Below are 26083 nucleotides of genomic sequence, written 5' to 3'. Positions count from 1 at the left end.
CGGGGCTTGCCAACCTGGTGTTGTCGCTTCGAAAGGCGGGACGGCGGTGGATGTGGGTCGACCCGCCAGGGGAAGTCGGTACAATGAACGGTCTCGGGCATGGCCGTGGCGGGTGGCACACGACCAGTTGGTTGAAGCGTCGAAAGCCACTAAAAGATTCTGCAAGGTATTAGCCAAATAGTGTAATAGTAGATCATAATCGTTGTATCTCTATAGTATATTTATTCTACTACAGGGATTCCACCATGATGTCCGTAGTCTTTCTATCGTCGCTTGTGGGCTCTCACAGCGCGCTCAACAGTGGGTCTTAACCCGGTGTTGCCCCCGTCGAATCCGAATGTTTTACTCCGTGCCTCCCGTTGCCATAGCTATGGTTGGGAGCACCGTTGCTCGGCCGCCGATAGTCGGGGCTTGCTCGACGATGTGGCCGCAGCCGAGCCCGTGTTCCCGAAACTGCTGGTAACGCACACGACCGTCAGAACCCAACACTACTCAACTATGTACGAACACGATGTCGTCGTCGTCGGCGCGGGCGGAGCCGGACTTCGGGCTGCCATCGCCGCCGACGAGGCCGGTGCGGATGTCGCTATCGTCTCGAAACTCCACCCGGTGCGCAGCCACACGGGCGCGGCCGAAGGCGGGATCAACGCCGCCCTTCGGGACGCCGACTCCTGGGAAGATCACGCCTACGACACGATGAAGGGGTCGGACTATCTCGGCGACGCCCCCGCGATCGAAACGCTCTGTCAGAACAGCCCCTATGAGGTCATCCAACTCGAACACTGGGGGATGGCCTTCTCCCGTGAGGACGACGGCCGCGTCTCCCAGCGACCCTTCGGTGGCCTCTCGTTCCCCCGGACGACCTACGCCGGCGCCGAAACCGGCCACCACCTGCTGCATACGATGTACGAGCAGGTCGTCAAGCGAGGCATCGAGGTCTACGACGAGTGGCACGTCCTTGATCTCGCGGTCACCGACGAGGAACGCCCCGAGGATCGGCACTGCCACGGCGTCGTCGGCTACGATGTTGCGACCGGCGAAGTTTCGGGCTTCAAGGCCCGCGACGGGGTCATCCTTGCGACCGGCGGCCCCGGTCAGGCCTTCGATCACACGACCAACGCCGTCTCCTGTACCGGCGACGGCCAGGCGATGGCCTACCGTGCCGGCGTCCCCCTGGAGGACATGGAGTTCATCCAGTTCCACCCGACGACACTCCCCTCGACCGGCGTCCTCATCTCCGAGGGTGTTCGCGGCGAGGGCGGGATTCTCTACAACAAGGACGGCGAGCGGTTCATGTTCGAACACGGCTACGCCAACAACGACGGCGAACTCGCCTCCCGTGACGTGGTCTCCCGTGCCGAGTTGACCGAGGTCAACGAGGGCCGCGGCATTGAAGACGAGTACGTCCACCTCGATATGCGCCACCTCGGCGAGGAGCGCATCCTCGACCGCCTCGAAAACATCCTCCATCTCGCGGAGGACTTCGAGGGCGCGGATGGCCTCGAAGAGCCGATGCCGGTCAAACCCGGCCAACATTACGCGATGGGTGGCATCGAGACCGACGAGAACGGCGAGACCTGCGTCGGCGGGCTCTACGCTGCCGGTGAGTGTGCCTGTGCCTCCGTCCACGGTGCGAACCGCCTCGGCGGCAACGCCCTCCCCGAACTCATCGTCTTCGGCAAACGCGCGGGCTACCACGCCGCCGGCAAGGAGATGGAGCCCGCAGAGATCGAGACCGGTCAGCGCGGCGAGTTTGAGCGAGCGACCGTCGACAGCCCGGTCGAACTCGGCGACCCCGGCTCACCTGGCGACGCCGTCGCCGACGGTGGGGCTGTCGCCGCCGGCGGATCGGCCGACGCCGACTCCGTTATCGACACCACCGTCGAGCAGGCGCGCCGACGAATCGATGAGCTGCTGAACAGCGACGGGATCCACCACTCGGAGGTACGCGCCGATGTCCAAGAGACGATGACAGCGAAAGTCAACGTCTTCCGCGAGGAGGATGGCCTGAAGGAAGCTCTGCGGGAGATTCGGCAGGCACGGGAAGAGTACGAGAACGTGGCTGTCTCTGATCCCTCCCAGACGTTCAACACCGATCTGTTGCAGACGATCGAGACCCGCAATCTGTTGGATCTCGCCGAGGCGATCACCGTCGGTGCGCTCGCCCGCGATGAGTTCCGCGGTGCCCACTGGCGGGCCGAACACCAGGAGCGCAAAGACGACGAGTGGCTGAAACACACGCTGCTGTCGTGGAACGATGGCTCCCCGGAGCTGTGGTTCCGGCCGGTCATCCTTGAGGGCGAAGAGAAGACCTACGAGCCGAAAACCCGGAGCTACTGAGCGTCGACACCGATTCCGCCGCTGTGTGGTCTCGTCTCCGGTGACCGACCCGCGCCCGCAACACATTTTGCCCGAGGGAAATACGTTGAGGTATGATTAACGAGACCGTCGAGGAGATTCAGGGGATGCACTCCCACAGCTCCTCGACAATCGCGATCAAGGCGACGGAAGCGCTGTCGGAACTGCTTGACCGCGAGTACGCCTCCGTCGACGAGTTCGAACTCGACCTCCAGCGCAACGCCGGCGCGCTTCGGCGGGCCAACCCCTCGCATGCCTCCCTCCACAACGCGGTGCGGGCGGTCGAACGCTCGGTCGTCGATGTTACCGACACCGTCTCAGAGGCTAAGGAGCTGACCCGGGAGATGATCGACCGCGTTGTCGACGATATCGAGACGGGCAAGCGGCGGGCCGCCGAGAACGCCGCCGAAACCTTCGACGACGGCGAGACGTTCATGACACACGATTTCTCCTCGACCGCCTTAGCCGCGGTCGAAACCGCCGCCCAGGAGGGCCACTATCTCGACGCCTACGTCATGGAGGCCCGGCCGCGCTACATCGGCCGCGGAACGGCGCGGATGCTGTCGGCGATCGACCGCGTCGAACCACATCTGATTGTTGACAACGCGATGGGCCACTTCCTCCAGGAGTGTGACCGCGTGGTTATCGGGATGGACTGTATCGTCGACGATACGCTATACAACCGCGTGGGCACGTTCCCGCTGGCGGCGACAGCCAACCAGCTTGATGTCCCAGTCGTCGCCGTCGGCTCCGGTGCGAAGGTCATCGAGGAGGGCTTCGTCTTCGAGAATCAACAGCGCGACCCCTCGGAGGTCATGTTGGAGCCGGTCGAAGGGATCACCATCGAGAACCCGGCCTACGACGCAACCCCGGTTGAGCTCATCGATACGCTGATCACCGACACCGGCGTCCACGACGTCTGAGCCACTGGTGATCGCTGACCTGCACGCACTGTTTCAACCGAGATATCCTTACGACCGCACCACCCACACACGGTATGGACGACACACAAGAGCCCGTGGAGGCCGCCGCCGAGGAGTCACGGGATCTGTATGAGATCGCCTCCTGGGAGGAACGCACCTCGATCGACGGGGCGGCGGTCGCCCTCTACTGGCTGTTGACGCGGGCGGCAAAGTGGATCGTCGTCCTGCTGGCGCTTGGGATTCTCGCCGGGATCGGCGGGTTGGCCGCCCTCAGCGATCCCGCTGTTGGTATGTTGACGCTGTTGTCGGTGGTGCCGGCCGCCGGACTCACGATCTACGTCTACCGCTCGGATGTGACCGACGCCGAGCCGCTGTCGCTGCTCGTGACGACGTTTTTGCTCTCGATTCTGTTTGCGACGTTTGCAGCCGTGTTCAACTCAACAGCCGAACGGTTCTTTGAGCCGCTTGGCGTCCTGGGAATGCCGCTTTTTTCTTCCTGATTGTTGGCCCCGGCGAGGAGACAGTGAAGCTGCTTGCGGTGCGGCTGTACGCCTACACCGACCGCCGGTTCGACGCCGTCATCGACGGGGCGGTGTACGGCGCGGTCGCCGGCCTCGGCTTTGCGACGATCGAAAACTCGCTGTATATCCTCCGCCAACTCTCCGAGAGCGGTGAGTTGGCCGAACTGACGATCGGGCTGAGCGCGGTCGCCGCCGGCGGCGACATCACCGCAGTACGCGCCCTGGCAGGGCCGGGCCACGTCATCTACTCGTCGATCGCCGGCTACTATCTTGGATTAGCAAAATTCAATCCGGCCAACCGAGGGCCGATCGTCGTCAAGGGACTCCTGCTTGCGGCCGTGATTCACGCGACCTACAACTCAACGGTAAGCATCGGCTCCTACGTTGTGACCTCGATCACCGGGCTGCCGGGGTTGGGTGGGTTTCTCGTCTACGTCATTATCTTCGACAGCATCTTCGGGCTCTTTTTGCTGCGGAAGCTCTGGCGATACCGGCGGCACTATCTGGAGACAAATGGCACGGAGCCCGCCGACCCGACGGCCGACAGCTGAGGCCTACAGCTTTTCGCGGTCGATCCCGATCCCGGTCGGGGTGACGATCAGTTGATCGTCGCCCTTCTGAACGATATCGCCGTCGACCTCGCGGGTGACCTGCCGGAGCTCGTCGATGATGTGTTCGATCGTCCGGTCGCTCGTGCTGTGGCGGGTGATATCCGCAAGCACGAGATCGCCGTCGTAGATGGCGTCTTTGATGTCGATCACGTCGTGTTTGTCGCTGATCTCGGCGATCCTGACTGACATCCCCGCGCTCTCGGCGGCCCCCGACACGTCCTGCATATCGAGTTCGACGTACTCCGACGCCGAGTGGCCGTCATCGCTACCGAGGATCTTGCTCATGATACCCATAGAGTACCGGAGCCGGCGTTCAACAATAGTTCTTACGTCAGACACGCCCCTGACAGATCACGAGCATCCCCGATCTGTGGGGTTTTGGCACTCCGGCCCGAGCCACCGGTATGACGGTCAGTCTCTGCGTGCGGGAACCCTACCGTGTCGATGGCGACCGCCAGTTCCGATTTGGTGTCGTCGCGGCCGCCGCGGTGCCGGGGATCGGCGCGCTCTCACCGGTCGTCTCCCCCAACGGTGCGGCCGCGATGGGCGGCCACATCGACGATACCCTCGGCAACCGACTCAGTCGGTATCTCGCCGATGGCGTCGCGATCGACGACGCGGTTGAGGCCCTGCTTGGTGCCGAGGATGTGGCCTCCCGGCGCGGCCGACAACTCCACGGTGTCGGCCGTTCCTCACAGGTGACAGCCACCGGCCGCGACTGCGTGGCGGCCGCCGACCGCGATGGCGATCACTACACCGTCGCAGGAACACATCTGCCGAACGAGGCGGCGCTTGATGCGATGGTTGATCGATACACCGGGGCAGCTTTCGGTGATGATCCGCTGGCCGAGCGGTTAATCGACGCGCTGACGGCGGCACGCGAGGTCGGCATCGACAGCCGCCGCGGCGATAGCGACAGCGATGGGCCGCTCACCGTCGGCAGTGCGGCGGTTCGCGTTGTCACCACCGAGTCGACTGACGACCGGCGATTCTACAACGATCTCCGGGTTGATGCCAGCGAGTCGCCGATCACCGATCTCGAAACAACGTACAACGCCGCGCTGTTGGGGTACGAGCAAACGGTCGACGCCTACGGCGAGCCGGATGCTCCGTCGTCTCCCTGACAGCGAGCACTGAACGGTGGAGGCTGTTCAGCGTTAGACGGAAAATTCGTAGAGGTCGTCGCCGACGTGGTGGATCGAGTCGACGACCTTCCCGGAGTCGCCGAGCATGTCGTCGCTGGCGGTCTGTGCGCGACCGACGGCGAGCACCTTGCCGTGGGTTTCCTCGGCGATAGCGACCAGATCACCGGGGTGATCCCGTCGTCGACCTCGACGATCCCCGGCCGCATCACGTCCGCGCCGTTGGAGACAAACTCGATCGCGCCGGCATCGACGGTCACGAGCCCGCGCTGTGGCGGGTATTCGTTGGCCCCCTCGACGGTGAGAAACGGTTCGTCGTCGACGTAAGCGACCAGCTTGTCGCCGTCAACGAGGATGATATCGAACTCGGTGCCGTCGAGTTCGACGAGTTCGAAGGTGTCGCCCTCGATGTCGACCCCGAGGGCGTCCGCCAGCGACGCCGTGAGGTCGTCGATGGCGTCACTGCGGAGATGGTGTCTGGAGCTGACCTGCATGCGCGCCCGGAGGGTGTCGGGGCGAATAAATCGCCCGTTTCGATCAGACGTACGTGGTCAGCTGGGTGAGCCGGCCGTCGGGCCCAAACTCGAAAACGTCGATGAACGCAAACAGCTCGTTGCCGTTGGCATCCAGCAGGTGCCCGCTGGCTGCGCGGCCGCCTTCGGAGGCACAGACGGTGGTTAGCTTGTGGGTTGTTTCAGTCAGCGGCCGCTCCGAGCGCATGAACTCCAGAAACGACGCCCGATCCTCGAAGGTGCGGTCTGGGCGTCGCTGGACGAAGGTCGGATGCAGCAGCGACTCCAATTCGGCGTACTCGCCGTCGTCAAGTCGCCGGTAGTAGGCCCGGACGCGACTGTCTCGATCCATATTCATTCTTTGTCGGGGTACCTAAGAGCGTTGCCGGTCTGACCGCTGATCCACCTGGGTCAGTATATCACCACGCCACGAACGCGCCGCTTTTGATGGTCGCAAACGAACGCCGACCCAACTGTGGAGCTACATATCCGGTATGCGGGCGACGACGACCCCGAGAAGTGTACCGCCCGCAAGCTGGCGCGCTTCGAGTTGGCAACGCTCCACCGAAGCCACAGCGAGACCCCCTACGGCGTCGTGCTCAACCCCCACGCCGAGCAGGCACTCTCACCAGCCGACCGCGAGCATGCTGAGGATGGCGCGCTCGTCGCTCTCGATTGCTCGTGGGAATCCGCGGGCGAAGCGCGCTTCTCGCTGGCCGGCGAGCACCGCGCGCTACCCTATCTCGTCGCCGCCAACCCCGTCAACTTCGGTCGGCCGATGGAACTCACGACCGTCGAAGCGCTTGCTGCCGCGCTCGCTATTTTCGGCGAAACCGAGCAGGCCGAAGCGATCCTCAGCAAATTCACGTGGGGTGAGACGTTCCTCGAACTCAACGCTGAACCCCTCGATCGGTACGCCGACTGTGCGGATTCCAGCGAAGTCGTCGCCGTCCAGCAGGAATACCTTGACCGTGGGGAGGAGTAACACCTGCCCGTGGCGACACGTGAGTCAGCGGCGACAGTAATGCACAGATTCAGGCCGCGAGCAACGCGCCGAGTGCGCCCCCGAGCGCGCTATCGAGGGCCATAATCAGGGTGATGATGACGCCGCCGATGACGACGCCACCGAAGCCGAGCAGGCCGCCGAAAGGGCCGCCGGCAGCGACCCCGATGACGCCAACGCCGAGCGCGAAGACCACGGCGACGGCGACGCCAGCGATCGAGCCGGCGAGCAGGCCGTGCCACGCGCCGCTGGTGATCCCGCCCCCGGCGACGTAGCCAGCCGCGACCCCGCCGATGAGGCCCGCGCCGACGTGGCCGACGATCGGGACACCCGTCGCCAACGCGCCGGCGACGAACAAGACGACGAAGCCGATGCCGACCGCACGCCAGTTGGGCATACACGCCGGAGGCAGCCAGTCCGCAAAAGCCCGCGGATCCTGGGGCGGAGTATCCTGATCGCGGTAGCGGCCCTGTTGTTAACGATGTTGCCGCGAGAAGCAATCTTTCAGCAATATCCGCGCTATTTAGCAGTTGAGTTAATAACCATCGAGCGAGTAGTCCCAATCAATGAGCGACGATACCGCGGAGGCGACCCCGTCTACACCACCGGATGCGACAGGGTCAACCACGACTGATTCGGTCGACAGCGATCCCGATACCCTCTCGCTGTCGGTGCCCTCGATGGACTGCCCATCCTGTGCTGGCAAAGTTGAATCCAGCGTGAGCGACCTCGATGGCATTGCCGATATCGACCCTCGAACCACCTCGGGGACGCTTGTCGTCGGCTACGATCCCGATCGGACGACACCCGAGGCGATCCGCGGTCGTGTCGAAGCCGCCGGCTACGAGATCGTCGACGACGACGAACCCTACGACCCGATGGCGATCTGGACAAGCGGGCGGGCGGTTCGCACCGCCGTCGGCGGGGCGTTGTTGCTGGTCGGGATTGTGTTTGAGTGGGTGCTCCCTGCCGCAAATCCAACGCTCACAACGATCGCAGGCGCGGAGATCGGTCTTGATACGGTCGCCTACGTGGCCGCGGCTGCGGCTCCGGGTGTGATCATCCTGCGGAATGGCTATGCCTCGCTCCGCAATCGCAGCTTGGATATCGACCTGCTGATGACCGGCGGGATCCTCGGCGCGCTCGCGGTCAACCTTCCCTTTGAGGCGGCGACGCTGGCGGTGCTGTTCAGCATCGCCGAACTGCTGGAACGCTATTCGATGGATCGCGCCCGCGGCTCGCTCCGAGAGTTGATGGCGCTGTCCCCGGAAACCGCGACCGTCCGACGGGACGGCGAGGAGCAGGTGGTCGCCGCCGACGCCGTCGAGATCGGTGACCGCGTGATCGTCCGGCCCGGCGAGAAGATCCCTGTCGACGGCGTGATTCGGGAGGGCTCCAGCGCGATCGATGAGTCGCCGATCACCGGCGAGAGCGTCCCCGCCGACAAGGAACCGGGCGCGGAGGTGTATGCGGGTAGTCTGACCGAGACCGGCTACATCGAGATCGAGGCGACCGCGCCGGCCAGCGAGTCGACGATCGCTCGTGTGATCGACTTGGTTGAGGCTGCCGAAGGCGAGGAGACCGACACCGAGCAGTTTGTCGATCGCTTCGCGGCGGTCTACACCCCGATCGTCGTCGCCGCCGCGTTGCTGACGATGGCGGTCCCGCCGCTGCTCGGGTGGGGCGCGTTCACCGAGTGGTTCGTTCGCGGGCTGACGCTGCTGGTGATCGCCTGCCCCTGTGCGTTCGTCATCTCGACGCCCGTTTCTGTCGTCTCCGGGCTGACGAGTGCGGCGCGCAACGGCGTGTTGATCAAGGGTGGCCCGCATCTCGAAGCGATGGGTGATGTTGAGGCTGTTGCGCTCGATAAGACGGGGACGCTGACGACCGGTGATCTCGGCGTCACCGACGTGATCCCGCTCAACGACACAACCGAAGCTGAGCTCTTAGACTGCGCGAGCACGCTCGAACAACGCAGCGAACATCCGATCGCCGACGCGATCGTCGACCAGGCCCGCGAGGCCGGTGCCGTCGGCGACCGCCCGGTCGAGGATTTCGAGGCGCTGACCGGCGAGGGCGTTCGCGCCGAGATCGACGGCGTCACCCACTACGCCGGCAAGCCATCGGTGTTCACCGAATTGGGCTTCGAACTCGATCATGCCCACCTCAAAACGGACGGCGGGCTGACGACCGACGCGATCGACGCCGATGAGACGGGTGCCGCCGACCCCAGCGACGAGCACCCGACTCTCGTCGAGGAGGCAACCGACTGCGAACACGGTCAGTACGTCGACCTGCTGGCGGAGACGATCCCACGGCTCCAACAGGCGGGCAAAACCGTCGTGCTTGTCGGCACCGATGAAACCCTGGAGGGGCTGATCGCCATTGCTGACACGGTACGCCCCGAGGCAAAGTGGGCTGTCGATCAGCTTCGGGCCAACGGGATCGAGCGGATCGTCATGCTGACCGGTGACAACGAGCGCACCGCCCAAGCGATCGGCGAGCAGGTCGGTGTCGACGAGGTGCAGGCGAGCCTGCTCCCCGAGGCGAAAGTCGATGCGGTGCGTGACCTCCGGGAGGCCCACCCAGGTGGGGTGGCGATGGTCGGCGACGGCATCAACGACGCCCCGGCGTTGGCGACGGCGACCGTCGGGGTCGCCATGGGTGCCGCCGGCACCGACACCGCACTGGAGACCGCCGACATCGCGTTGATGGCTGACGATCTGAGTCGGCTGCCCTACCTCCACACCCTCGCGGAGACCGCCGATGGCGTCATCCGGCAGAATATCTGGTCGAGTCTGGGCGTGAAGGTGCTGCTGGCGATCGCCGCGCCGTTTGGCTACGTCTCGGTGCTTGGCGCGATCGTCATCGGCGACATGGGGATGAGCCTCGGGGTAACCGGCAACGCGATGCGACTGGCCGGCCTGACACCCGCGGAGCCGCCGACGGACAGCGAGTAGCTGCTACCTGCTGCTGTCGGTCGCGCTGCGAGGTGGTCACCGCAAGTCCTATTCGGCCCGGTGATGTATTTGTTCTATGACAATCGAATCCGGCGATGAGGTCGTTATCGAGTATGTTGGTCGCGCTGACGACGGAACTGTCTTTGACACCTCACGCGAGGATGTTGCAACCGAATCCGGGCTGGCCGACGCCCAGCCAGACCGAGAGTTCACTCCGTTGACCGTCTCTGTTGGGGCCGGCGAGGTCATCGCCGGGATCGAAGAAGCCCTCCCAGGGTTAGACGAGGGTGAGACCACATCTGTCGAAGTGCCGCCGGAGAAAGGCTACGGTGAATGGTCAGAAGAGCACGTCCAGGAGTACGAGACCGACGAGCTGACCGCCACTCTCGGTGGCCAACGGCCGGAGGTCGGCCAGTACGTCGAAACCGAGCAGGGCGCAGCCGCCGAGATCACCGACGTTGCCGACGATGTCTCGAAAGTGGATTTCAACCCGCCGCTGGCCGGCGAAACGCTCCACTTTGAGCTTGAAGTGGTCGCTATCAACTAAGGAGTCGTTGTTGACACTGTAGGGCCGCGGACAGCGTTTCTTTGGAGCCGTCTTGGCACAGTGAGTCGCTCTAAAACCGGACAAGGGGAGCTATGTCGCTACCGAAGTTTCTGTACCTGCCAGAGAATTCCTGCGCCGGATACCAACAGGATTGTGAGGTTGAACAGCGCCTGAAACAGCGACCGATACTCCCGTGCGACCCAGGTATCGATCGTTGCTCCGGCAGCGAAATAAAAGCGGAGCGTCGCGATCAGGGCCAACAACGCGAGGCCGGCGACGACCGCATACCGAAGCGTCCGCTCGATATCGCCGGAAAGGAATCTGCTCTTGCCGGTGTCCCCGTCCACCGATGGTGGTGATTCGGGATCAGTCGACGCCTGTTCATCTGTCGTCGTGGGGTCGTTGTGATCAGAACTCATGCTGTTCGCCTCCGTGCCAGTAGCCCACCGAGCAGGAGAGCCAGTGCCGCGACCGGAACACCGAACCCGGGGGTTGCTGAATCGCTTTCGCCCCCTGCTTCTACCCGTTCTTCGTCACGATCCGGTCGTCGGTCGCGTTCGAAATCGCTGACCTCGAGTTCGACCGACTGTCTGGTCTCGTTGACCGCGATCCGTTCACTCGGGTTGAGATTCACCGCCGTCCGGGTGGTATCGACGATAACACCGTCTTTTTTCAGGACGCCGTCGACGTAGTAGTTGTAGTTGTTTGGCACCGAGACGGTCAGCGTGGTGCCGGTTGTTCGTCCGGGCTCGATCGTAGCAACATCAGCAGCGTCGCGGTCGGCCACGAGATTCGAGTCGGCCTGTCGGGCGATCACGCTTACTTCCACATCATCCGACTGCACTGATCCTCGGTTGATCAGTTGGGCGGTGATATCCAGCGTTGCTTGGCTCTCGGTTGCCGCCTGGACTGAGACGCCAAGCGGTGGCAGCGTCGTCTCGTCGGCGAACTGGATCGGTGTGCGTGCGTATTCGGGCACCAACGCTGCCAGTCCACGCACCTCCTGGCGACCGGTATCGACTCGCTGGCCGTCCTGATACACCACGGTCTCGATGCGGTAGCCACCCTCACGGGCGACGCTGAGCGTCGCGGGAACGACCCGCTCGCGGTCACCGGCCAACTCGCCGACTTCGACTGTCCGGGTGGTCTCGCAACCCGGACTCGGCGTCGATGGCTCGCAGGCGAACCGTGACATTCGGGCTTGGATTCCCGCGATGGCGCAGTGTCGTGTTGACCTGGAGGGCGACGGTTTGGCCGCCGACAGCCTGTGGCTGGATGGTGGTGTCGGCGATATCGACGTTGCCGGGCTGGGTCGCCGCACGCGGGGCTGAGAGCGCGCCCGGTACGAGCACGGCAACGAGGAGGGCCACCACAACCACGCCGGCGGCTCCGGCTGCGAGGGTTTTCGTCCGATCCATACCGGCGAACCACCCGCCGTCTGTAAGTGTTTTTGGGAGGCTATAACGTCGCCTTGAGTGACGGCTGCGATGGTGCTGGTGTCTTGGCGGGCGGGTTGACGCTTGGATGGCTATGACCGCCGGTGCGATTGGCTGTGTCGGTAATTATTCTATTATTGTGACATTTTATCCAGTCAGTATGTGTATTCAGCCAGTATTTTTTTACTCTACCGAGCATAGTATGTGACAATGGCACAAGAACCCTCCTCGGAGATGTTCGACCACTTCTATTCGTTGTCGAGCCGAGGAGCCTACGGTGAGCTCATCCGGTATATTCGGGATCACGACGACGAGGATGTGCGGTACGGTGCGGCTGGGGTGCTTTCGGAGTCCGTGTCGGGATTCGCCGAGCAGATGACGCCGCCGGCGCGGAAGGCGCTCGTTGACGCCGTGCTCAACGATCCCAGCGACGCCGTGCGGGCAAACGTCGTCAAGACGCTGCTCGCCATCGATGAGTCGATCGCCGACAACATCATCACGCGGTTGGAGATGGCTCCGGACTCGACGCCGACCGACACGCCGTATCCGCTGATCTTGACCAAATGGCACGAGCGACAGTGGCCCGAACTCCGATTTCTCGCTGTCGTCGGGTTTGGACGCGTCGGCAGCCACACCATGATCGAAAAGCTGCGGACGACGATCCAACGGGAGACCGATCTGCGGGTGATCCGCCGGGCGATCGAGGCCAGCGGCACGGTCGGCGATGAGACGTTTGTCACGCCGATCAAGAACTATCTGCGGATCGACGACGAGAGCATGTACCAGTCAGCCGACGCTGAGGAGATCAGACGCACCAAACAAGCCGCCGTTGAGGCGCTGGTCAAACTCGGTACCAACGGTGCCTACGAGGCGTTACACACAGCCTCCCGCGGGACGGATGCCGAACTCAAAGCCTGCGCGCTCAGCGAGATCGGCCGGCTTGCCCCCGACGAGGCGGTCGATCTGATCGTTGACGAACTGCACAACGATGATGACGATGCGGTACGCGAGGAGGCCGCCGAGGGGTTGATCACCACCTTCACCGAATCCGACTTTGAGGATGGTCACACTGTCCGCGAGCAGGCCCTTGCTGAGATGGACGACGACGTCGACGATGCGGTGTCGGATGAGTTTGCTTCGATCGTTGATGAGTCGCCCCGGAAACCCGAACAGCGCAACGCGGCGTGGGTGTTGGGCCAACTTGAATCCGACACTGAAGACACCGTCGAGAGCCTGCTTGCGGCCTTGGATGATGACGACGACTATCTCAGAATCATCGCTGCCGCCGGGTTGACGACGCTTGACTCCTCGCTGGTCGAAGAGAAGCTTGAAGCCTTCCTTGAGTCGGTCGACGAGGAGTCTATGGCCCACAACTTGGCGTCGTCGATCCGCTCGAATCTACAGGACGGCCCGGAGAAAGTGATCTGGGGCTCGTGACCGATCGAATCCGCCTGTTGTAGAGTGAGTCACGACTGGCTGCAAAATCAGGGGTCGATACCCTCGTCGTTGAGGATATAGTAGGTTTCACCGGTATCAAAGCCGAACGACTCCAACACATCCCATTCAACCATCGTTGCGACGGCATCCTCGATCGTGTCCTGTGGTGGTGTGTCCTCGCCAAACAGTTCCTCACAGACACGGCTGACCTCCTCGACTGAGAAGCCAGCCTGTTCGTTCGATACCCGAAGTACCCCCGCCCATACGCGGTCACGATCCGTTCCCACGAGATATACCTACTGCCGGTGGCGACCAAAATACTATCGCTAAGCGTGAGCAAAACAGTATCGCGTCGCTGACAGACGTTGAATGGTTTCACTGAATGGACTCGGCGGGACTCCCGCGAGCGAACGGCGTGAGCGAGTGGGAGGTCGCCGAGTTCACTGAACGAGTTCGAGCGCAGCGAGAACGAAGTGAAGTGGACTCGGCGGGATTTGAACCCGCGGCCTTCCCCGTGCCAGGGGGATGATCTACCGCTGATCTACGAGCCCGCGAACGCATCCTGTCGTTTTCCGGTTTTGGTATTAAGGCCTTCGACTCGGGGGAATGAACCCGTCAGCAAATAGAAAGCCCTTAACGCCCACAGCGGAGAGCAATCGGTGGGAACAGCACAGTCGTAACTCTGACTCGCCCACATGGGCTTGGGATTGCGACAGTGCGCCACCAGCCCGCGACGACTAGTCGGTCGTCTCTGGGCTGTGTGGACACGTCGTTTCTGCGGCCTGTGCCGTTCCAATATCAGACAATGGCACGAATGCATACCCGTCGCCGCGGCTCATCCGGTTCGGATCGCCCGGCGGCAGACGAACCAGCCGAGTGGAGCGATGTCGACGCCGATGCCATCGAGGATCGCGTCGTTGAACTCGCCGAACAGGGCCACGACCCCAGCGTCATCGGAATGAAACTCCGCGACGAGGGCGTCAAAGGCACGCCGATCCCGAACGTCAAACTTGCCACCGGCAAGAAGGTCGGCGAGATTCTCGAGGACAACGACGCCGCCCCGGAGCTCCCCGAGGATCTCCGGCGGCTCATGGAGCGCGCTATTACGCTCACCGAGCACCTGGATGACAACGGCCAAGACCACCAGAACAAACGCGCACTCCAGAACACGGAGTCGAAGATCCGTCGCCTCGCCAACTACTACCGCGGCGACGAGATCGACGCGGACTTCAACTACAGCTACGAGCAAGCGAAAGAACGCCTCGAATAAGGATTCACGATGTCGGACTCCCGGACTGACGCCGCAGCCGCGACCGCTCCCGACGCCGCCAACAGGGTGGCCTCGGCGGTAGCGGCCGCGCCGTTCGTCCGGGTCTTCGGCCACGCCGACGGCGACGCACTCGCCGCCTGTGGGCTGTTGGCGGTCGCGCTCCGCGACCGGGAGATCCCGTTCCGCGTCCACGTCTCGGCCGATCCGGTCGGCGACGCTGTCGCCGCTGAAACTGCCGAAGACAACAGTAGCGGAGCCGGCGAGCCCGACGCTGACGCCGAGAGCCAATCCCTTGTGGTCAGTCGTGGCCAGCGCGGCCCTGCTGATCTCACGGTGCCGGCTCGCGGCGACCGCCAGCCGGCGAGCGTTGCGGCCGCGGCGATCAGCCGCGAACTCGGCGTCGATCCCGACCCGGTGCTCGCCTTAGCGGGCATCATTGCCGCCGGCGAGACACCCGGCGGTGCCGGGAGCGACGACCTCCTCGCGGCGGCCGAGTCGGCCGGCCTCGTCGAGCGTCGCCCTGGCGTTGCGGTGCCGACCGCCGATATCGCAACCGATCTCGCCCACTCGACACGGCTCGATGCGCCCTTCTCGGGTGCTGTCGACGCCGCGAGCGACCTCCTCGCCGACCTTGGCAGCCAATCAGATTCGGACGCCGAACTCGACGAGGGGATACGCACCCAACTCGCCTCGGCCGTTGCTGTCGCAACCGCGACCGCCGACACGGCTGCCCCGCAGGCTGCCGATTCGGTGGAACCCGTGTTGCGACCGTACGCGACGCCGACCGCCCCGTTCGCCACGCTCGGCGGCTACGCTGACGTGGTGTCAGCACTTGCCCGCGAGGCTCCAGGGGTGGCGGTGTCTCTGGCGTTCGGCGCGCCGGGAGCCGTCAGCGAGGCGGTTGGCGTTTGGCGCGAGCACGCCGCCGCGGCGCATGCCGCACTCGACTCGCCGACGACGGGGCGCTACGATGGCGTCTTCGTCCTCCGTGTCGAGACGGATCGCCCGGCGGTGTTGCCGACAGTCGCCCGCCTCGCACGCGCGTACCGTTCGCCGGAACCCGTCGCGCTCGTCGCCACCGATGACCCGGTTGATGGCCGCCGACAGGCCGCCCTCGCGGCAACCGAGCCGCGCGGGCTTGACGACGCGACAGCGACCGTCGCCCGCGAGTTCGACGGCGACGCCGGCGGGACACCGACGCAGGCGACACTCACTGTTGCCGGCAGCGTTGCCGACGGCGAGTTGATCGCCGCGGTCAGGGAGGCACTTGACGATGACTGACGCCACCCACAGCGCGGTCGCCACCAGCGCGACTGTGACAATCGAGTACGCGACACCGACGCGCGCCGAGCGCGTCGCCCGCGCGGTCGGCCCCGACAACACCGCGTCGATGACGACGCGGGTTGAGTCGGCGACCGTGACGACAGAGATCGATCGGGACACCACCGGTGGGCTGCAATCAACCGTCGACGACTACGTCGTCAACCTCGGCGTTGCCGAGGGCGTGCTCGACGCCGTCGACAACCCAGCCGACGTTGGAGGCCAATCCGACATCACGCCGACCGAGGACAGCACAGCAGCCGAAACCACGACAGACGAGACAACCCAACTATGAGCGAACGATCAGTATCTAAGCAGCAACAGGACGGAAAACGATGGTACACCGTACAGGCCCCCGAGCAGTTCGACCGGGCCGAACTCGGTGAGACCATCGCCGCAGAGCCACAGCAGGTCGTCGGCCGCACGATCGAGACGACCCTCGGCGACATCAAGGATGACGCCGGATCAGACAACACCAAACTCACGTTCAAGATCAACGACGTGGGCTCGGATACGGCCTACACCGAGTTTATCAAACACGAGTTGACCCGCGATTACCTGCGGAGCCTCGTGCGACGCGGGGCCTCGAAAACCGAGGCCAACATCACGGTCGTCACGACCGACGACTACCGCGTGAAGATCCAGCCGGTCGCCTTCACGACGAAGAAGGCCGACAACAGCCAAGAGCACGCCATTCGGCGTGTCATGATCGACCTCGTCAACGAGGCCGCCGAAGAGCGAACCTTCGAGGAGCTGGCCGACAGCGTTATCGAAGGACGCCTCTCGTCGGCGATCTACGGCGAGGCCAAACAGATCTATCCGCTGCGACGTGTCGAAGTGACGAAACTCGAACTCGAAGCCCGCCCCGAAGAGCTGGCCGAAGAGGAAGCCACGGCCGTCGATGTCGACGAAGACGACGTGGCCACCGACGTCGCAGACGACTAAGCTGGCGACCACATTTTCGCAGTTTCTACCCGCCCAGCGACGCAGCTATGCTTCGACAACAATCGTCCCGACCATGCTGCTTGTCTCATGGGGAATACAGACATAGCTGTACTCGCCGGGTACCTCGAAGGTGTGGCGAAACGTCTCACCGGTTTCGATGCGGCCGCCGCTGTCGTTGTGCCAGGCTTCTCGGGCTTCGTCGGTTGAGTCGTAGCCGCCGCTGGCGAAGAAGGCTGCCCCGTCAGGGAGCGTGCTCTCGTAGGCCGTAACGGTGTGGCCGCGGGCACTTGTGTTCCGCCAGACAACGGTTGTTCCGGCGTCAACGGTGATCTCTTCGGGGGCGAAGGCTGTCGCCCGCATCCCGATGTCGTAGTCGGGGCGATCAAAGGTGCTGAGACAGCCCGCGAGCCCGCCCACTCCGGCGGCCCCAAGCGTGGCCAAAACACGCCGTCGCGTCCGCAATTCGACCATACAAGGGGTAGGGGTGGGAGCCATATAGGCCGCGTGGTTCGACCGGCTGTCTGTCACCTGTATCGAGGGCTCGGCCACGAAGATAACAACACATAACCTCCCACTGGCCAACGAGCAGGTATGCAACCGCGGTTCGTCGGGCGACTCGGCGCTGCCGATGCGGTCACCGTCGCCAACGCTGCGCTTGGCTTTCTGGCGACCGCGGCCGCGCTCATCGACGTGACCCTGGCCGCCCGGCTCATCCTCGTCGGCGCGATCACCGATGCCCTCGATGGGATCGTCGCCCGCCGCCGAGGGAGTACCCCGGCTGGCGTCTATCTCGACTCGCTGGCCGATGTCGCCTCTTTCGGTGTCGCCCCTGCCGTGCTCGTCGTCGCCGTCGTCTTTGAACAGTGGATGCCGAACGGCGAGCCGGCGATCGTCGGCGTTGGCGTCTGTCTCCCCGCGCTATTTGTGGCGATGGCGGTCACCCGATTGGGGATGTACACCGCCTACGACTACGACAGTGCCGAAACCCAAGGCGTCCAGACGACGCTGGCGGCGACGATCCTCGCGGCGGCCGTCCTGGCTGGCTTCACCGCGGTCTGGCAACTCATCGGCCTTGTTGGGGTTCTCGCGGTGCTGATGGTTACTCAGATCACCTATCCGGATCTCCATCCACAGGACGCGCTGATTATGGGCGTGGTTCAGGGGTTAGCGATCCTCACGTCGGGTTACTACGGCCGCGTCTTTGCGTTCGCCCTGCTGTTTCTGGCGGTGGCGTATCTCGTCTTCGCGCCGCGATTTTACTGGCGGGATCACCTCGACAGCGACTTCCTGCAGTCGTCGTTCGGCGAGAACGGATAACGCGCTTACATCCCCATGTCGGCGGCCGCCTCTGGCACCGGGAGCCCGTTGGGGTCAACACCGAGTAGTTCTGCGGCGTGATCGAGTGCCATATCGAACCCGTAGTAGCGTTCGAGTTCGTCGCCGTCGGCTGTCTGTCGCACCCGCAACATCGCATATCCCTCGCTGTTTTGTGCGACGACCGCGGTTTGACCCTCGCGCTCGAAGCTGAGTCGTCGCTCCCCCGCAGTTTCGGTGTAGGTGGCCTGGATGTCACCGGTGACTGCGGTGGTCTCGCTGTCTCCCTCAGATACTGTGTCGTCGCGGTCGGTCGTCGCGTCGTCGGTCATACCGACAGCAGGGGCTGGTGATAGTCGAAGCTATCGGTGGAGAGTGGCGTCGCAGCGAAAACCGCGTATGAATGGCGGACAGGCCGACTTGCCGGCCGTTCCAAACACAGGGATTCTCGGTTGCCTCCTCCACCCCGCGATCCGGCGAGCGACGGGCGTCCGGCGATGGGCTGCTCGCTTCCGCGCCTGACCCACTGTCGCCGACAAACCGGTGTGGAACACCCCTGCGGGTGTACACACCGAACCGCTGTCCCCGACGGACGAGGTTTCCACGTTGGCTCCCGAGGCCTGTGTCGGTTCAACCGACGCCCCGGCTGTTCGGCCCCCGCTAAAGACTGTCTCACGGGTGAAGAGCAGGGCCTACCTGCCCGGCCTAGTCCACTCCGGGATACAGCCGAGGGCGTTAAGTCCCTTTCGGCTCGCCGTCCAGCCATGCCGACGCCATCGGGGGTTGCTGCGTTGTCGCCGTCAGTCGCGTGTTGCCGTGACCAGCAGCGTCTCGCCGCGTTCTTCCGCGCGATCGACGCTGAAACCAGCCTCGGTCAGCGATTCCCGAAGGTCGGCCGCACTGAGGCGTTCGCTTCGCGGCGGGCCAGCCTCACCCTGTCCTTCGGCCGACCAGTCGACGATCACGAATCGCCCGCCGGTGCCGAGCACCCGCCGAAGCTCTGCCAGCGTCGCCGCAAGCGGGAGCTCGTGGGCCGTCATCGTCGACAGCACCGCGTCAACCGAGCCATCATCGAGCGGGAGGCTATCGGTCGAACTCTCGACCAGCGAGACGTTTGCCGGCACCCCGTTCTCCCGGAAGTGGTCGTGCATTTCCGACTGGATATCGACCGCCGAAACCTGCCCAAAGAAGGGGGCAAGCGCGGTCGTGTAGAAGCCGGTACCGCTGCCGAGATCAACAAGGTGGTCGTCGGTGCCGCCGCCGGCCGCAAACGCGCCGAGCAGCTCCTCCCGCGAGCAGAACTGATAGCGGCTTTCGTCGTCTAACTTGGCTGCCTTCGCCGGATCAAACGTGTGAAATCCCATTGGTCGATTGTGGGAACCAAGCCCAATAGAGCCTCGGGTTTGGCTCCTCGTGGGCGAGGATCTATGTGGACGGCGGCGAAAGCGACGCTATGATCGACTCCTCGCTGTTGCCATCCGACTCCGCACTGTTAGGTGGTTATCGATGACTGACCGGTCGGGGCTGCTCACGCGGCCGATCGTCCCGGTGTCAGATGCTGACGACGCCGTCGAGACTTACAACGCGCTTCGTCCCGAGATTGATCCCGAGTGCTGTCAACCACTGGTGGTCAGCGTCGTCGCGGCCACCGATGGCGACGACACCACTCAGCGCGCCGCGACTGACCGCGCTACCGACGCTGTCGATCGGTTTGTGTCGCTTGCGGCCGCCGACGGGATTGATATCGACACTGACGTGCTGACCGGCGACGACATTGCCGCGTCGATTATCGAGGCTGCCAGCGACAACGATGCTTCGGCGATCGCCTTTCACTCACGAGGCGGCAGCGATTGGTTGGATATCGTCGCCGGTGGCGTCCGAACCGCACTTATCGTCAAAAGCGACATCCCGATTGTGGTGTTGCCAGCCGACGACCAGTAGAGGCTGTCACTCTATTCCAGTTTACGCCTCAGTGTCGCGATCTGCCGGCGGGACGACCAACACGGGTACCGATGCGGTTCGGATCAGCTTCTCGGTGACGCTTCCCAGTAGGTATCGATCAAGGCCGGTTCGACCGTGGGTGCCGACAACGATGCAATCGCTGTCGGCGTCGGCGGCATACGACTGAATCCCTGCGACCACCGACTCGTCTTCCTCCACAGCGGTGACAACATCGTTGACACCGGCGGCTGTGGCCCGATCGCGGGCCGCAGTAACGATCTCGGTGGCGGTCTCGCTCAGACTGTCAGCGTACTGGTCAGCCTGTAGCTCGCTGCCGAACAGCGAGGTGTCGATAACCGACAACAGCTGGAGCGTACTGCTGTCGGCGACTGCGAGATCGATGCCAACATCGAGGGCCGCGGCGGCGGTGTCGCTGCCGTCAGTCGGCACGAGCAGCCGCTCGAAGGGGGCGACACCCCTGCGGTGTCGGGGCCAAGCGTAAGCAACGGCACGGGTGTCTCGCGGCTGACGCGTTCGGTCGTGCTGCCCAGCAGGTGCTCCTCGATGCCGGTTCGCCCCTGTGTCGGCATCACAATGAGATCGACATCGGCGGTCGCCGCATACTCGGTGATCGTCGCGGCGACACCACCCTGTATCACCGCCGTCTTCGTCGGAATCCCGCGTTCAGCCGCTTGGGTTGCGGTCTCGGTGACGAGTTCTTCGCCCTCGATTTCGAGGGCATCAACGACCTCGTCGCCGATCCGGGTGACGCTGTCGTGGGCGGTGTCGGCGACATTGAGCACGTGGAGGGTCGCGTCGTGGGCGGCCGCAAGGGCATAGACGCTCTCGCGGATGGAGACTGCACCGTCGCTATCGTCGATCGGGAACAAGATACGGTCGAACATGGTTGCCTCTTCGGGCGGCGACCTAATAACAACCCTTGCCGACTCCGCTGTCAACCGACCTCCTCTCTCCTTTGATTGCTCCGTTATACGACGGGTGCTGCTGTCGGTTATTTAGGCGTCGTCTTCAGGTGACTCCTCGGGTCTCGATGACGTGTCGTTCAGTCGCCCGTACAGATACCCGAAGTGGACGATTCCCGGGAGGACGAACCCGCCGACCGCCCAGCCGGCCGCCACCGGGATCGATCGCTGTCGACGACGTGCATCCCGAAACAGCCACACGGAGATGGCGAGTGTGATCCCGTAGATGACGACCAAAATTGGCTGGTCGATGACGGCGGCGACGAGCAACGGCGAGCCGGCGGCTGTTGGCGACGCCGCTACTGCCACGGCTGGGATTCCTCGGTGAGCTCGCCGGCCAGCGACCGCCCCATCGCCTCAGTGGGGTTGCCGACGTTCGCCAACGCCCACATCAGCTTCACCTTCGCGGTGCCGGGCAGCGTATCGCCGGCTTCGACGATGCCGGCATCCAGCAGATCGCGGCCGGTGTCGTACACCCGATCGCAGACCCGCCCCTCCAAACATTGGCTCGTCATCGCGACCACGGTTCCGTTGTCGACGAGTTCCTCGACTCGCGGGATCAGCTCAGTGTGGATGTGGCCGAGGCCGGTGCCCTCGATGATCACGCCCTCGGCGTCATCGAGGTAGTCCCACGCCGCGGGATCCATGCCGGGGGTGAATTTGACGAGTTCGACCGCGGGATTGAGGTCGTCGCTGAGCGCGAGGTCGGTCTCGCCGCGGGCTGCGTACTCACGGTTGAATGCGATGGCGTCGTCGGCAGCATCGCCATCCGCGCCGTCGTCTCTGGCGGTTTCGTACTCGATCGTCGCCAGCGGCTTGTTGCCAACGGTTTCGAAGGCGTCCCGCCGGGAGGTGTGATTCTTTCGGACGCGGGTGCCGCGGTGGAGCGCGCAGCGATCGTCACTGGCCGACGCGTGCATACAGAGCAGCACCTCCGCGCAGTCGGATTTTGCGGCTTCGACCGCGGACACCGCGTTCATGACGTTGTCGGAGGAGGGTCGGTCAGCCGATCGCTGGCTGCCGGTGAAGACGATCGGAACCGGCGTGTCGAGCATGAACGATAGCGCGGCCGCCGAATACTGCATCGTGTCGGTACCGTGCATGACGACGACGCCGTCCGCGCCGGCCTCGATTTCCTCGTAGACGGCGGTGGCCAACTCCTGCCAGATTGAGGGCTCCATATTCTCGCTGAGGATGTTGGCGACGACACGGCCACGGTAGTTGGCGCGACCGGCGAGTTCGGGGACGGCTCGCAGCACATCTTCGGCGGTGAACTGTGCGGTCACCGCGCCGGTGCGGTAATCAACCGTTGAGGCGATCGTGCCGCCCGTTGAGATGAGCGAGATCGTCGGCCGGTCGTCGCCGAACTCGATTTCCGAAACAGCTCCGTCGTCGGGTTCGCCATCGTCGTCGATATCGTGAACGTCGGTTTCGAGCACGTCGACGCTGGCTGCCTCGCGGTCGATCCCGATGTTGTAGCCGCCGTCGAGTTTGAGGACGATGTGATCGGTCGTCGAGGAGGGCAGCACCACCCCTTCGTTGGTGGTACCGCCGCGCTCGACGCGGACGCGGTCGCCTGGATTCATACTCCCGCGTTGCCCGGGGGTCGACTTGAAACCACGCTTTCGCGGTTTAGATAGTGGGAATTCCACCGGACCTTCCGACTCCACTTGTCTTGAAACGGGAGCGACCGGGAACAACCTTGATGTGTACCCAAACCCATACACAAAACACGGATGGCCTCGAAAAATATCGGCATCAAAGAAGCGGTCTACGAGCGGCTGAAAGCGCACAAACGCGGTGACGAGAGCTTCAGCGATACACTCGACCGCCTCTTGGAGGAACTCGATTCCGATTGGCGGACGAACGCCGGATTTCTTTCTCAGCAAGCGGCTGACGACCTCGAAGCGGCGGTTGAGCAAGGCTTTGCGGATCTCGATGCTGCGTTCGATGAAGATGGCGATGAAATCGACGAGCGACTTTCAGGGGAATCGTGAAGCTCGTCGACGCGTCGTTTCTCATCGACTACGCCCGAGGTGACGATGCCGCAATCGCGTATTTAGCTGCCCACGACAGCGAAGAGATCGGTGCACCGACCATCGTCCTCTCGGAGCTGTATCGCGGGTTGATGATCACCCAAGAGATGACACAAGCGGAGGCGATGTCGAAGTACGAGTGGGTGCAGCCGGTGCCGTTCACGAACGAAACGGCTGCGGAAGCCGCCGAAATCTATGCCAGCCTCCGTGCCGACGGCGAAATGATCAACAAAAGCGACATCTACATCGCTGGAACTGCTCGTTCGCTCGGTGTGTCACTCGTCGTCGACGACACTCATTTTGCTGCTATCGAGGATCTACAAATCGAGACGTATCGAGACTAGTTCGTAGCGGTTGTGCGACAGACGGCACGCTGTACAGTATCGTCGCTGTCGGCACAACAGCCAAACCGCTGGGGCGTCAGCTACCGGTATGCAGCAGACGGACGAACTGACCGAGACGGTCGAAGGGGTCGACACCGAGATCCCATCAAGTGCCGACGATGATGGTGGCTCGGGCCGCCTCGGCGGCCGCTTCTCGGCGAAAGCCCTCCTTGTGTCGCTGGTCGCCGTCGCAGTCGGTGTCGGCGTCGGTGGGATGATCCCGATTATCGGCAGTATCGGCTCGTTGGCCGGCGTTTTCGCGGCCACATTCATCCTTGGTGCCCTCGCCGGTGAATCGCGCTATCTCGAAACCGGCCTTGCTGGTGGTGTCGTCATCGGTGTCAAATTTGCGTTGAGTCTGCTCACCTCTGTCGCACTACCCATCGGCGTCGACTTCTTTCAGCAGTACGGCCTCGCCTTCGGCGGCCTCGGCGTTGTCATCGGTGCAGGCCTCGCGCTTGTCGGCCACTACTTCGGCCGCGATCTGCGTGATGGGCTAACCCGGGAGATTTAATCCGCTCTCACGTCGCTAAGGTGGTCGAACTGCCAGGCCGCCAGCGCGACGACACCGATCGACAGCGCGACCGTGAGCAGCGGCACCACGATCCCAGGCTCGTAGCGCAGCGGCGGGTAATAGCCAAACCCGTAGTCGACGATGTCGTTGAGAAGCAACAGTCCCAGCGAGAGCCCAAGCGCGCCCCGGGTCGTCCGCCCGTAGTGGAGGATGGCGAAGGCCAGCGCGACAAACAAGAGGTGGGTGCCGATGATCCCCCAGTAGGCATAGAGTGCGTCGGCGTCGAATCCGATATACAACCCCACTCGGCGGTTGAGCGCGATGACGACCCAGAGCCCGTACTTGATGAGCCAGACATACGCGAGGGTATGCAGATACGCCAGCGGTCGATTCATTGGGGTCGCCGCCAGCGGGCGGCCGAGTGTCGGCAGCAACGTCGCCAGCGACAGCGTCGCCAGCGCGATAGCGGTTGGGGAATCCGCATACAGCGGCCACAGCAGTGTCGACACCGCGGGCATGGTGTCAACGTAGAACCGTACCCCGACGAGAAAGGCGGCCGCGCTGGCGACCAACAACATGACCAAACTCGGGCCGTGGGAGAGATACGACTCGGCGGTCGCCCGCGACACCGGTCGCCGCATCGATGGGGTTGTCTCCCACTCCGCTGACTGCGACATGGCTGGTCTCTGTACGGCCAGCTACAGGTGTCTGTCGGTCGGCCAATACGTGGCGATCACGACGACAACAACCCCGACAGCGGCGACAGCCGCGCCGACGGCGAAGACGCCGGTGACGCCGACAGCCGGCACTAACGGTCAAACAACACCGGTGCGAGAAATTGGCCGGTGTAGCCAACTGAGGCGAGATAGGCACTGAACTGGCCCTGTTTGGTTGCCGGCGCGAACTGCTCGACCCACGCGAAGGCGGACGGAAAGACCAGTCCGATGCCGGCCCCGAATAGGACGACCGGCAGCAACGCGCCCCTGGCGGTTGTGACGGCACTCACACCAGCAAAGCCGAGCGTCCACAGCCCGACGGCAATGCCGACGAGCGTGAGCCGACTGACCCGTTTGCGCAGCCGATCGTAGGCAACGGCGGTCACGCCGCCGGCCGCGCCGTTGACGGCCAGATAGAGGCTGATCGCCGCCGAGGACTTGACGCCGACACCGTCGAGAAACTGTGGGTAGAAGACGACCACGACGTACAGCAGCGTGTTCGCGGTGAAATAGAGCAGATAGACCGCGAGCAGCTGCGGACGAGCACCGACGATGGCGGCTGTTGCCGCAAGTCGCTCTCGGAGCGTGGTGGTGGTCTCGGCTGTATTCCCAGATTTATCGCTCGCTGTCGACGTTGCTGCCGGTTCCGGGATCGTGAGCAACGCGAGTGCTCCCAGCGGGAGCGCGATCAGATAGACGGCAAACGGCAGATTCCAGGTTACTGTCCCGGCCGCACCGCCGACCAGCGGCCACACCGCCGCGCCCGCGCTGTTGGCGCTGCTCCGATAGCCGAGGGCCCGCTCCATCGCTTGGCCCGCATAGAGTTGGTAGAGCAACACCGTGATCGACGTGTAGACCGCGGCGGTGCCGACTCCGAGCACAACCCGGGAAGCCAACAGCGGGAGGTAGCTGTCGACAAGGAGCCCGGCCCCACCGCCGAGGCCGTAGATCGCCAGTCCGCCAATAAACGGTCGCCGCGGGCCAATCCGATCGATCAGCGCGCCGACAATCGGGCTGGCAAGAACGATCACGCCGCCGTGGGTCGTGATGATCAGCCCGGCAGCGGTGTCGGAGACGCCAAGGGCCGACTGGATCTCTGGGACAACCGGCCCGAGGATCGCGCCGGCCATCACCGTCAGCGTCGCGGCGGCGACGATCACCCAGAGGACGATCCGGGTCGGCGAGGACTCGGTCTCGGCCATCTACCGTGG

31 protein-coding genes, 1 tRNA gene, 1 other RNA gene and 3 pseudogenes are annotated in these 26083 nt (G+C 63.8%); 17 read left to right on the top strand and 19 right to left on the bottom strand.

The genetic code is table 11. From position 1 onward, the window contains the following. Positions 1–498 precede the first annotated feature (498 nt). The 3 genes and pseudogenes from ACFQJB_RS07050 to ACFQJB_RS07040 all read left to right on the top strand — a co-directional run bounded on the left by ACFQJB_RS07050 (position 499) and on the right by ACFQJB_RS07040 (position 4353). Positions 499–2340 (top strand): FAD-binding protein, encoded by a 1842-nt coding sequence (locus tag ACFQJB_RS07050; protein WP_379727984.1) that lies wholly within the window; start codon positions 499–501, stop codon positions 2338–2340. A 92-nt stretch (positions 2341–2432) separates the two neighbouring features. Next, a complete protein-coding gene (locus ACFQJB_RS07045; RefSeq protein WP_120101911.1) occupies positions 2433–3281 on the top strand; it encodes a translation initiation factor eIF-2B in 849 nt (282 codons plus the stop codon). Positions 3282–3355: 74 nt separating this feature from the next. Further along, positions 3356–4353, top strand: a pseudogene (locus tag ACFQJB_RS07040) (PrsW family intramembrane metalloprotease). 3 nt (positions 4354–4356) lie between these two features. Here ACFQJB_RS07040 and sepF read toward each other — a convergent pair. Beyond that, on the bottom strand, positions 4357–4707 hold the full coding sequence (sepF, locus tag ACFQJB_RS07035; RefSeq protein WP_379725536.1) for a cell division protein SepF: 351 nt from the start codon (positions 4705–4707) through the stop codon (positions 4357–4359). A gap of 110 nt (positions 4708–4817) precedes the next feature. Between sepF and ACFQJB_RS07030 the strand changes: the two genes are divergently transcribed. Further along, on the top strand, positions 4818–5537 hold the full coding sequence (locus tag ACFQJB_RS07030) for a DUF1028 domain-containing protein (protein WP_379725533.1): 720 nt from the start codon (positions 4818–4820) through the stop codon (positions 5535–5537). A 33-nt stretch (positions 5538–5570) separates the two neighbouring features. On the opposite strand, the pseudogene ACFQJB_RS07025 reads toward ACFQJB_RS07030, so the two are convergent. Beyond that, positions 5571–6049: pseudogene (locus ACFQJB_RS07025) on the bottom strand (RNA-binding protein). 43 nt (positions 6050–6092) lie between these two features. Beyond that, a complete protein-coding gene (locus ACFQJB_RS07020; protein WP_379725530.1) occupies positions 6093–6419 on the bottom strand; it encodes a nuclear transport factor 2 family protein in 327 nt (108 codons plus the stop codon). A gap of 123 nt (positions 6420–6542) precedes the next feature. Here ACFQJB_RS07020 and ACFQJB_RS07015 point away from each other — a divergent pair, with 123 nt between their 5' ends. Beyond that, positions 6543–7052 (top strand): DUF367 family protein, encoded by a 510-nt coding sequence (locus ACFQJB_RS07015; protein WP_379725527.1) that lies wholly within the window; start codon positions 6543–6545, stop codon positions 7050–7052. 49 nt (positions 7053–7101) lie between these two features. Here the strand turns inward: ACFQJB_RS07015 and ACFQJB_RS07010 are convergent, their stop codons facing one another. Continuing rightward, positions 7102–7467 carry a DUF5518 domain-containing protein gene (locus ACFQJB_RS07010; RefSeq protein WP_379725524.1) on the bottom strand — a complete coding sequence of 122 codons (366 nt, stop codon included), beginning with the start codon at positions 7465–7467 and terminating at the stop codon, positions 7102–7104. A 169-nt stretch (positions 7468–7636) separates the two neighbouring features. Here ACFQJB_RS07010 and ACFQJB_RS07005 point away from each other — a divergent pair, with 169 nt between their 5' ends. Both ACFQJB_RS07005 and ACFQJB_RS07000 read left to right on the top strand, forming a co-directional pair. Then, entirely contained in the window at positions 7637–10030 is a 2394-nt protein-coding gene (locus ACFQJB_RS07005; protein ID WP_379725521.1) for a heavy metal translocating P-type ATPase, read from the top strand. A gap of 76 nt (positions 10031–10106) precedes the next feature. Further along, entirely contained in the window at positions 10107–10577 is a 471-nt protein-coding gene (locus ACFQJB_RS07000) for an FKBP-type peptidyl-prolyl cis-trans isomerase (RefSeq protein WP_379725518.1), read from the top strand. Between the two features lie 98 nt (positions 10578–10675). On the opposite strand, the gene ACFQJB_RS06995 is transcribed toward ACFQJB_RS07000, so the two are convergent. Genes ACFQJB_RS06995 through ACFQJB_RS06985 form a run of 3 tightly spaced genes read right to left on the bottom strand, consistent with a single transcriptional unit; the run spans position 10676 to position 11995 of the window. Further along, a complete protein-coding gene (locus ACFQJB_RS06995) occupies positions 10676–10996 on the bottom strand; it encodes a hypothetical protein (RefSeq protein ID WP_379725515.1) in 321 nt (106 codons plus the stop codon). Then, positions 10993–11772, bottom strand: a complete 780-nt coding sequence (locus tag ACFQJB_RS06990; RefSeq protein WP_379725512.1) for a DUF7490 domain-containing protein — start codon at positions 11770–11772, stop codon at positions 10993–10995. Before ACFQJB_RS06990 ends, ACFQJB_RS06995 begins: the two co-directional genes overlap by 4 nt. After that, positions 11687–11995: a DUF7490 domain-containing protein gene (locus ACFQJB_RS06985; RefSeq protein WP_379725509.1), complete on the bottom strand. Its 309-nt coding sequence runs from the start codon at positions 11993–11995 to the stop codon at positions 11687–11689. Before ACFQJB_RS06985 ends, ACFQJB_RS06990 begins: the two co-directional genes overlap by 86 nt. A 228-nt stretch (positions 11996–12223) precedes the next feature. Between ACFQJB_RS06985 and ACFQJB_RS06980 the strand changes: the two genes are divergently transcribed. After that, entirely contained in the window at positions 12224–13450 is a 1227-nt protein-coding gene (locus tag ACFQJB_RS06980) for a HEAT repeat domain-containing protein (protein WP_379725506.1), read from the top strand. A 47-nt stretch (positions 13451–13497) separates the two neighbouring features. On the opposite strand, the gene ACFQJB_RS06975 is transcribed toward ACFQJB_RS06980, so the two are convergent. Beyond that, a complete protein-coding gene (locus ACFQJB_RS06975) occupies positions 13498–13737 on the bottom strand; it encodes a hypothetical protein (RefSeq protein WP_379725503.1) in 240 nt (79 codons plus the stop codon). A gap of 192 nt (positions 13738–13929) precedes the next feature. Continuing rightward, positions 13930–14001, bottom strand: a tRNA-Ala gene (locus ACFQJB_RS06970). 254 nt (positions 14002–14255) lie between these two features. Between ACFQJB_RS06970 and ACFQJB_RS06965 the strand changes: the two genes are divergently transcribed. Genes ACFQJB_RS06965 through ACFQJB_RS06950 form a run of 4 tightly spaced genes read left to right on the top strand, consistent with a single transcriptional unit; the run spans position 14256 to position 16985 of the window. Further along, positions 14256–14720 carry a 30S ribosomal protein S15 gene (locus ACFQJB_RS06965; protein ID WP_379725500.1) on the top strand — a complete coding sequence of 155 codons (465 nt, stop codon included), beginning with the start codon at positions 14256–14258 and terminating at the stop codon, positions 14718–14720. 9 nt (positions 14721–14729) lie between these two features. After that, a complete protein-coding gene (locus tag ACFQJB_RS06960) occupies positions 14730–16001 on the top strand; it encodes an exonuclease RecJ (RefSeq protein WP_379725497.1) in 1272 nt (423 codons plus the stop codon). After that, complete coding sequence (locus tag ACFQJB_RS06955; RefSeq protein ID WP_379725494.1) at positions 15994–16335, top strand: KEOPS complex subunit Pcc1; 342 nt, start codon at positions 15994–15996, stop codon at positions 16333–16335. The genes ACFQJB_RS06960 and ACFQJB_RS06955 overlap by 8 nt, the downstream gene beginning before the upstream one ends. Then, positions 16332–16985 (top strand): 30S ribosomal protein S3ae, encoded by a 654-nt coding sequence (locus ACFQJB_RS06950; RefSeq protein WP_379725491.1) that lies wholly within the window; start codon positions 16332–16334, stop codon positions 16983–16985. The genes ACFQJB_RS06955 and ACFQJB_RS06950 overlap by 4 nt, the downstream gene beginning before the upstream one ends. 45 nt (positions 16986–17030) lie before the next feature. On the opposite strand, the gene ACFQJB_RS06945 is transcribed toward ACFQJB_RS06950, so the two are convergent. Further along, the gene (locus ACFQJB_RS06945) at positions 17031–17456 is read right to left on the bottom strand and encodes a plastocyanin/azurin family copper-binding protein (RefSeq protein ID WP_379725488.1); all 426 of its coding nucleotides are present in this window, start codon (positions 17454–17456) and stop codon (positions 17031–17033) included. 120 nt (positions 17457–17576) lie between these two features. Here ACFQJB_RS06945 and ACFQJB_RS06940 point away from each other — a divergent pair, with 120 nt between their 5' ends. Continuing rightward, positions 17577–18302 (top strand): protein sorting system archaetidylserine synthase, encoded by a 726-nt coding sequence (locus ACFQJB_RS06940; protein ID WP_379725485.1) that lies wholly within the window; start codon positions 17577–17579, stop codon positions 18300–18302. A gap of 5 nt (positions 18303–18307) precedes the next feature. On the opposite strand, the gene ACFQJB_RS06935 is transcribed toward ACFQJB_RS06940, so the two are convergent. From ACFQJB_RS06935 to ACFQJB_RS06925, 3 genes are all read right to left on the bottom strand, one after another. Next, on the bottom strand, positions 18308–18631 hold the full coding sequence (locus ACFQJB_RS06935) for a DUF7111 family protein (RefSeq protein WP_379725483.1): 324 nt from the start codon (positions 18629–18631) through the stop codon (positions 18308–18310). Positions 18632–18703: 72 nt separating this feature from the next. Beyond that, positions 18704–19015, bottom strand: an RNA gene (gene ffs, locus ACFQJB_RS06930) — signal recognition particle sRNA. A gap of 84 nt (positions 19016–19099) precedes the next feature. Beyond that, positions 19100–19663, bottom strand: a complete 564-nt coding sequence (locus tag ACFQJB_RS06925) for a class I SAM-dependent methyltransferase (RefSeq protein WP_379725480.1) — start codon at positions 19661–19663, stop codon at positions 19100–19102. Between the two features lie 142 nt (positions 19664–19805). Between ACFQJB_RS06925 and ACFQJB_RS06920 the strand changes: the two genes are divergently transcribed. Beyond that, the gene (locus ACFQJB_RS06920) at positions 19806–20240 is read left to right on the top strand and encodes a universal stress protein (RefSeq protein ID WP_379725477.1); all 435 of its coding nucleotides are present in this window, start codon (positions 19806–19808) and stop codon (positions 20238–20240) included. 21 nt (positions 20241–20261) lie between these two features. Here ACFQJB_RS06920 and ACFQJB_RS06915 read toward each other — a convergent pair whose 3' ends face one another. The 4 genes and pseudogenes from ACFQJB_RS06915 to gatD all read right to left on the bottom strand — a co-directional run bounded on the left by ACFQJB_RS06915 (position 20262) and on the right by gatD (position 22809). Further along, entirely contained in the window at positions 20262–20690 is a 429-nt protein-coding gene (locus ACFQJB_RS06915) for a universal stress protein (protein ID WP_379725474.1), read from the bottom strand. A 110-nt stretch (positions 20691–20800) separates the two neighbouring features. Continuing rightward, positions 20801–21145 (bottom strand): annotated as a pseudogene (locus ACFQJB_RS06910) (universal stress protein); the annotation flags it as partial. A gap of 111 nt (positions 21146–21256) precedes the next feature. Further along, positions 21257–21532 (bottom strand): hypothetical protein, encoded by a 276-nt coding sequence (locus ACFQJB_RS06905; protein WP_379725471.1) that lies wholly within the window; start codon positions 21530–21532, stop codon positions 21257–21259. Then, on the bottom strand, positions 21523–22809 hold the full coding sequence (gatD, locus tag ACFQJB_RS06900; RefSeq protein ID WP_379725468.1) for a Glu-tRNA(Gln) amidotransferase subunit GatD: 1287 nt from the start codon (positions 22807–22809) through the stop codon (positions 21523–21525). The genes ACFQJB_RS06905 and gatD overlap by 10 nt, the downstream gene beginning before the upstream one ends. 150 nt (positions 22810–22959) lie before the next feature. Between gatD and ACFQJB_RS06895 the strand changes: the two genes are divergently transcribed. From ACFQJB_RS06895 to ACFQJB_RS06885, 3 genes are all read left to right on the top strand, one after another. Next, positions 22960–23220, top strand: a complete 261-nt coding sequence (locus ACFQJB_RS06895) for an antitoxin VapB family protein (RefSeq protein WP_379725465.1) — start codon at positions 22960–22962, stop codon at positions 23218–23220. After that, positions 23217–23603 carry a PIN domain-containing protein gene (locus ACFQJB_RS06890; RefSeq protein WP_379725462.1) on the top strand — a complete coding sequence of 129 codons (387 nt, stop codon included), beginning with the start codon at positions 23217–23219 and terminating at the stop codon, positions 23601–23603. Before ACFQJB_RS06895 ends, ACFQJB_RS06890 begins: the two co-directional genes overlap by 4 nt. Before the next feature lie 88 nt (positions 23604–23691). Then, positions 23692–24156: a hypothetical protein gene (locus ACFQJB_RS06885; protein ID WP_379725459.1), complete on the top strand. Its 465-nt coding sequence runs from the start codon at positions 23692–23694 to the stop codon at positions 24154–24156. Here the strand turns inward: ACFQJB_RS06885 and ACFQJB_RS06880 are convergent. Next, complete coding sequence (locus tag ACFQJB_RS06880) at positions 24153–24797, bottom strand: DUF1405 domain-containing protein (protein WP_379727982.1); 645 nt, start codon at positions 24795–24797, stop codon at positions 24153–24155. The two genes, ACFQJB_RS06885 and ACFQJB_RS06880, sit on opposite strands and share 4 nt — an antisense overlap. Before the next feature lie 167 nt (positions 24798–24964). Continuing rightward, on the bottom strand, positions 24965–26074 hold the full coding sequence (locus ACFQJB_RS06875) for an MFS transporter (RefSeq protein ID WP_379725456.1): 1110 nt from the start codon (positions 26072–26074) through the stop codon (positions 24965–24967). Positions 26075–26083 lie beyond the last annotated feature (9 nt).

The sequence above is a fragment of the Halonotius sp. GCM10025705 genome, from assembly GCF_042662885.1.
Taxonomy (GTDB): Archaea; Halobacteriota; Halobacteria; order Halobacteriales; family Haloferacaceae; genus Halonotius; species Halonotius aquaticus.
This window is presented reverse-complemented; position numbering and strand designations above follow the sequence as displayed.

What these genes read in the sequence shown, in the direction of transcription:
- ACFQJB_RS06875 (WP_379725456.1), bottom strand. Translation starts at nt 26,074, where the DNA reads ATGGCCGAGACCGAGTCCTCGCCGACCCGGATCGTCCTCTGGGTGATC.
- ACFQJB_RS06925 (WP_379725480.1), bottom strand. Translation starts at nt 19,663, where the DNA reads ATGGGATTTCACACGTTTGATCCGGCGAAGGCAGCCAAGTTAGACGAC.
- ACFQJB_RS07050 (WP_379727984.1), top strand. Translation starts at nt 499, where the DNA reads ATGTACGAACACGATGTCGTCGTCGTCGGCGCGGGCGGAGCCGGACTT.
- ACFQJB_RS06990 (WP_379725512.1), bottom strand. Translation starts at nt 11,772, where the DNA reads ATGTCACGGTTCGCCTGCGAGCCATCGACGCCGAGTCCGGGTTGCGAG.
- ACFQJB_RS06965 (WP_379725500.1), top strand. Translation starts at nt 14,256, where the DNA reads ATGGCACGAATGCATACCCGTCGCCGCGGCTCATCCGGTTCGGATCGC.
- ACFQJB_RS06960 (WP_379725497.1), top strand. Translation starts at nt 14,730, where the DNA reads ATGTCGGACTCCCGGACTGACGCCGCAGCCGCGACCGCTCCCGACGCC.
- ACFQJB_RS07045 (WP_120101911.1), top strand. Translation starts at nt 2,433, where the DNA reads ATGATTAACGAGACCGTCGAGGAGATTCAGGGGATGCACTCCCACAGC.
- sepF (WP_379725536.1), bottom strand. Translation starts at nt 4,707, where the DNA reads ATGGGTATCATGAGCAAGATCCTCGGTAGCGATGACGGCCACTCGGCG.
- ACFQJB_RS07000 (WP_379725518.1), top strand. Translation starts at nt 10,107, where the DNA reads ATGACAATCGAATCCGGCGATGAGGTCGTTATCGAGTATGTTGGTCGC.
- gatD (WP_379725468.1), bottom strand. Translation starts at nt 22,809, where the DNA reads ATGAATCCAGGCGACCGCGTCCGCGTCGAGCGCGGCGGTACCACCAAC.
- ACFQJB_RS07020 (WP_379725530.1), bottom strand. Translation starts at nt 6,419, where the DNA reads ATGGATCGAGACAGTCGCGTCCGGGCCTACTACCGGCGACTTGACGAC.
- ACFQJB_RS06950 (WP_379725491.1), top strand. Translation starts at nt 16,332, where the DNA reads ATGAGCGAACGATCAGTATCTAAGCAGCAACAGGACGGAAAACGATGG.
- ACFQJB_RS06955 (WP_379725494.1), top strand. Translation starts at nt 15,994, where the DNA reads ATGACTGACGCCACCCACAGCGCGGTCGCCACCAGCGCGACTGTGACA.
- ACFQJB_RS06985 (WP_379725509.1), bottom strand. Translation starts at nt 11,995, where the DNA reads ATGGATCGGACGAAAACCCTCGCAGCCGGAGCCGCCGGCGTGGTTGTG.
- ACFQJB_RS06980 (WP_379725506.1), top strand. Translation starts at nt 12,224, where the DNA reads ATGGCACAAGAACCCTCCTCGGAGATGTTCGACCACTTCTATTCGTTG.
- ACFQJB_RS06895 (WP_379725465.1), top strand. Translation starts at nt 22,960, where the DNA reads ATGGCCTCGAAAAATATCGGCATCAAAGAAGCGGTCTACGAGCGGCTG.
- ACFQJB_RS07010 (WP_379725524.1), bottom strand. Translation starts at nt 7,467, where the DNA reads ATGCCCAACTGGCGTGCGGTCGGCATCGGCTTCGTCGTCTTGTTCGTC.
- ACFQJB_RS07005 (WP_379725521.1), top strand. Translation starts at nt 7,637, where the DNA reads ATGAGCGACGATACCGCGGAGGCGACCCCGTCTACACCACCGGATGCG.
- ACFQJB_RS06935 (WP_379725483.1), bottom strand. Translation starts at nt 18,631, where the DNA reads ATGACCGACGACGCGACGACCGACCGCGACGACACAGTATCTGAGGGA.
- ACFQJB_RS07030 (WP_379725533.1), top strand. Translation starts at nt 4,818, where the DNA reads ATGACGGTCAGTCTCTGCGTGCGGGAACCCTACCGTGTCGATGGCGAC.
- ACFQJB_RS06920 (WP_379725477.1), top strand. Translation starts at nt 19,806, where the DNA reads ATGACTGACCGGTCGGGGCTGCTCACGCGGCCGATCGTCCCGGTGTCA.
- ACFQJB_RS06945 (WP_379725488.1), bottom strand. Translation starts at nt 17,456, where the DNA reads ATGGTCGAATTGCGGACGCGACGGCGTGTTTTGGCCACGCTTGGGGCC.
- ACFQJB_RS06880 (WP_379727982.1), bottom strand. Translation starts at nt 24,797, where the DNA reads ATGCGGCGACCGGTGTCGCGGGCGACCGCCGAGTCGTATCTCTCCCAC.
- ACFQJB_RS06940 (WP_379725485.1), top strand. Translation starts at nt 17,577, where the DNA reads ATGCAACCGCGGTTCGTCGGGCGACTCGGCGCTGCCGATGCGGTCACC.
- ACFQJB_RS06885 (WP_379725459.1), top strand. Translation starts at nt 23,692, where the DNA reads ATGCAGCAGACGGACGAACTGACCGAGACGGTCGAAGGGGTCGACACC.
- ACFQJB_RS06995 (WP_379725515.1), bottom strand. Translation starts at nt 10,996, where the DNA reads ATGAGTTCTGATCACAACGACCCCACGACGACAGATGAACAGGCGTCG.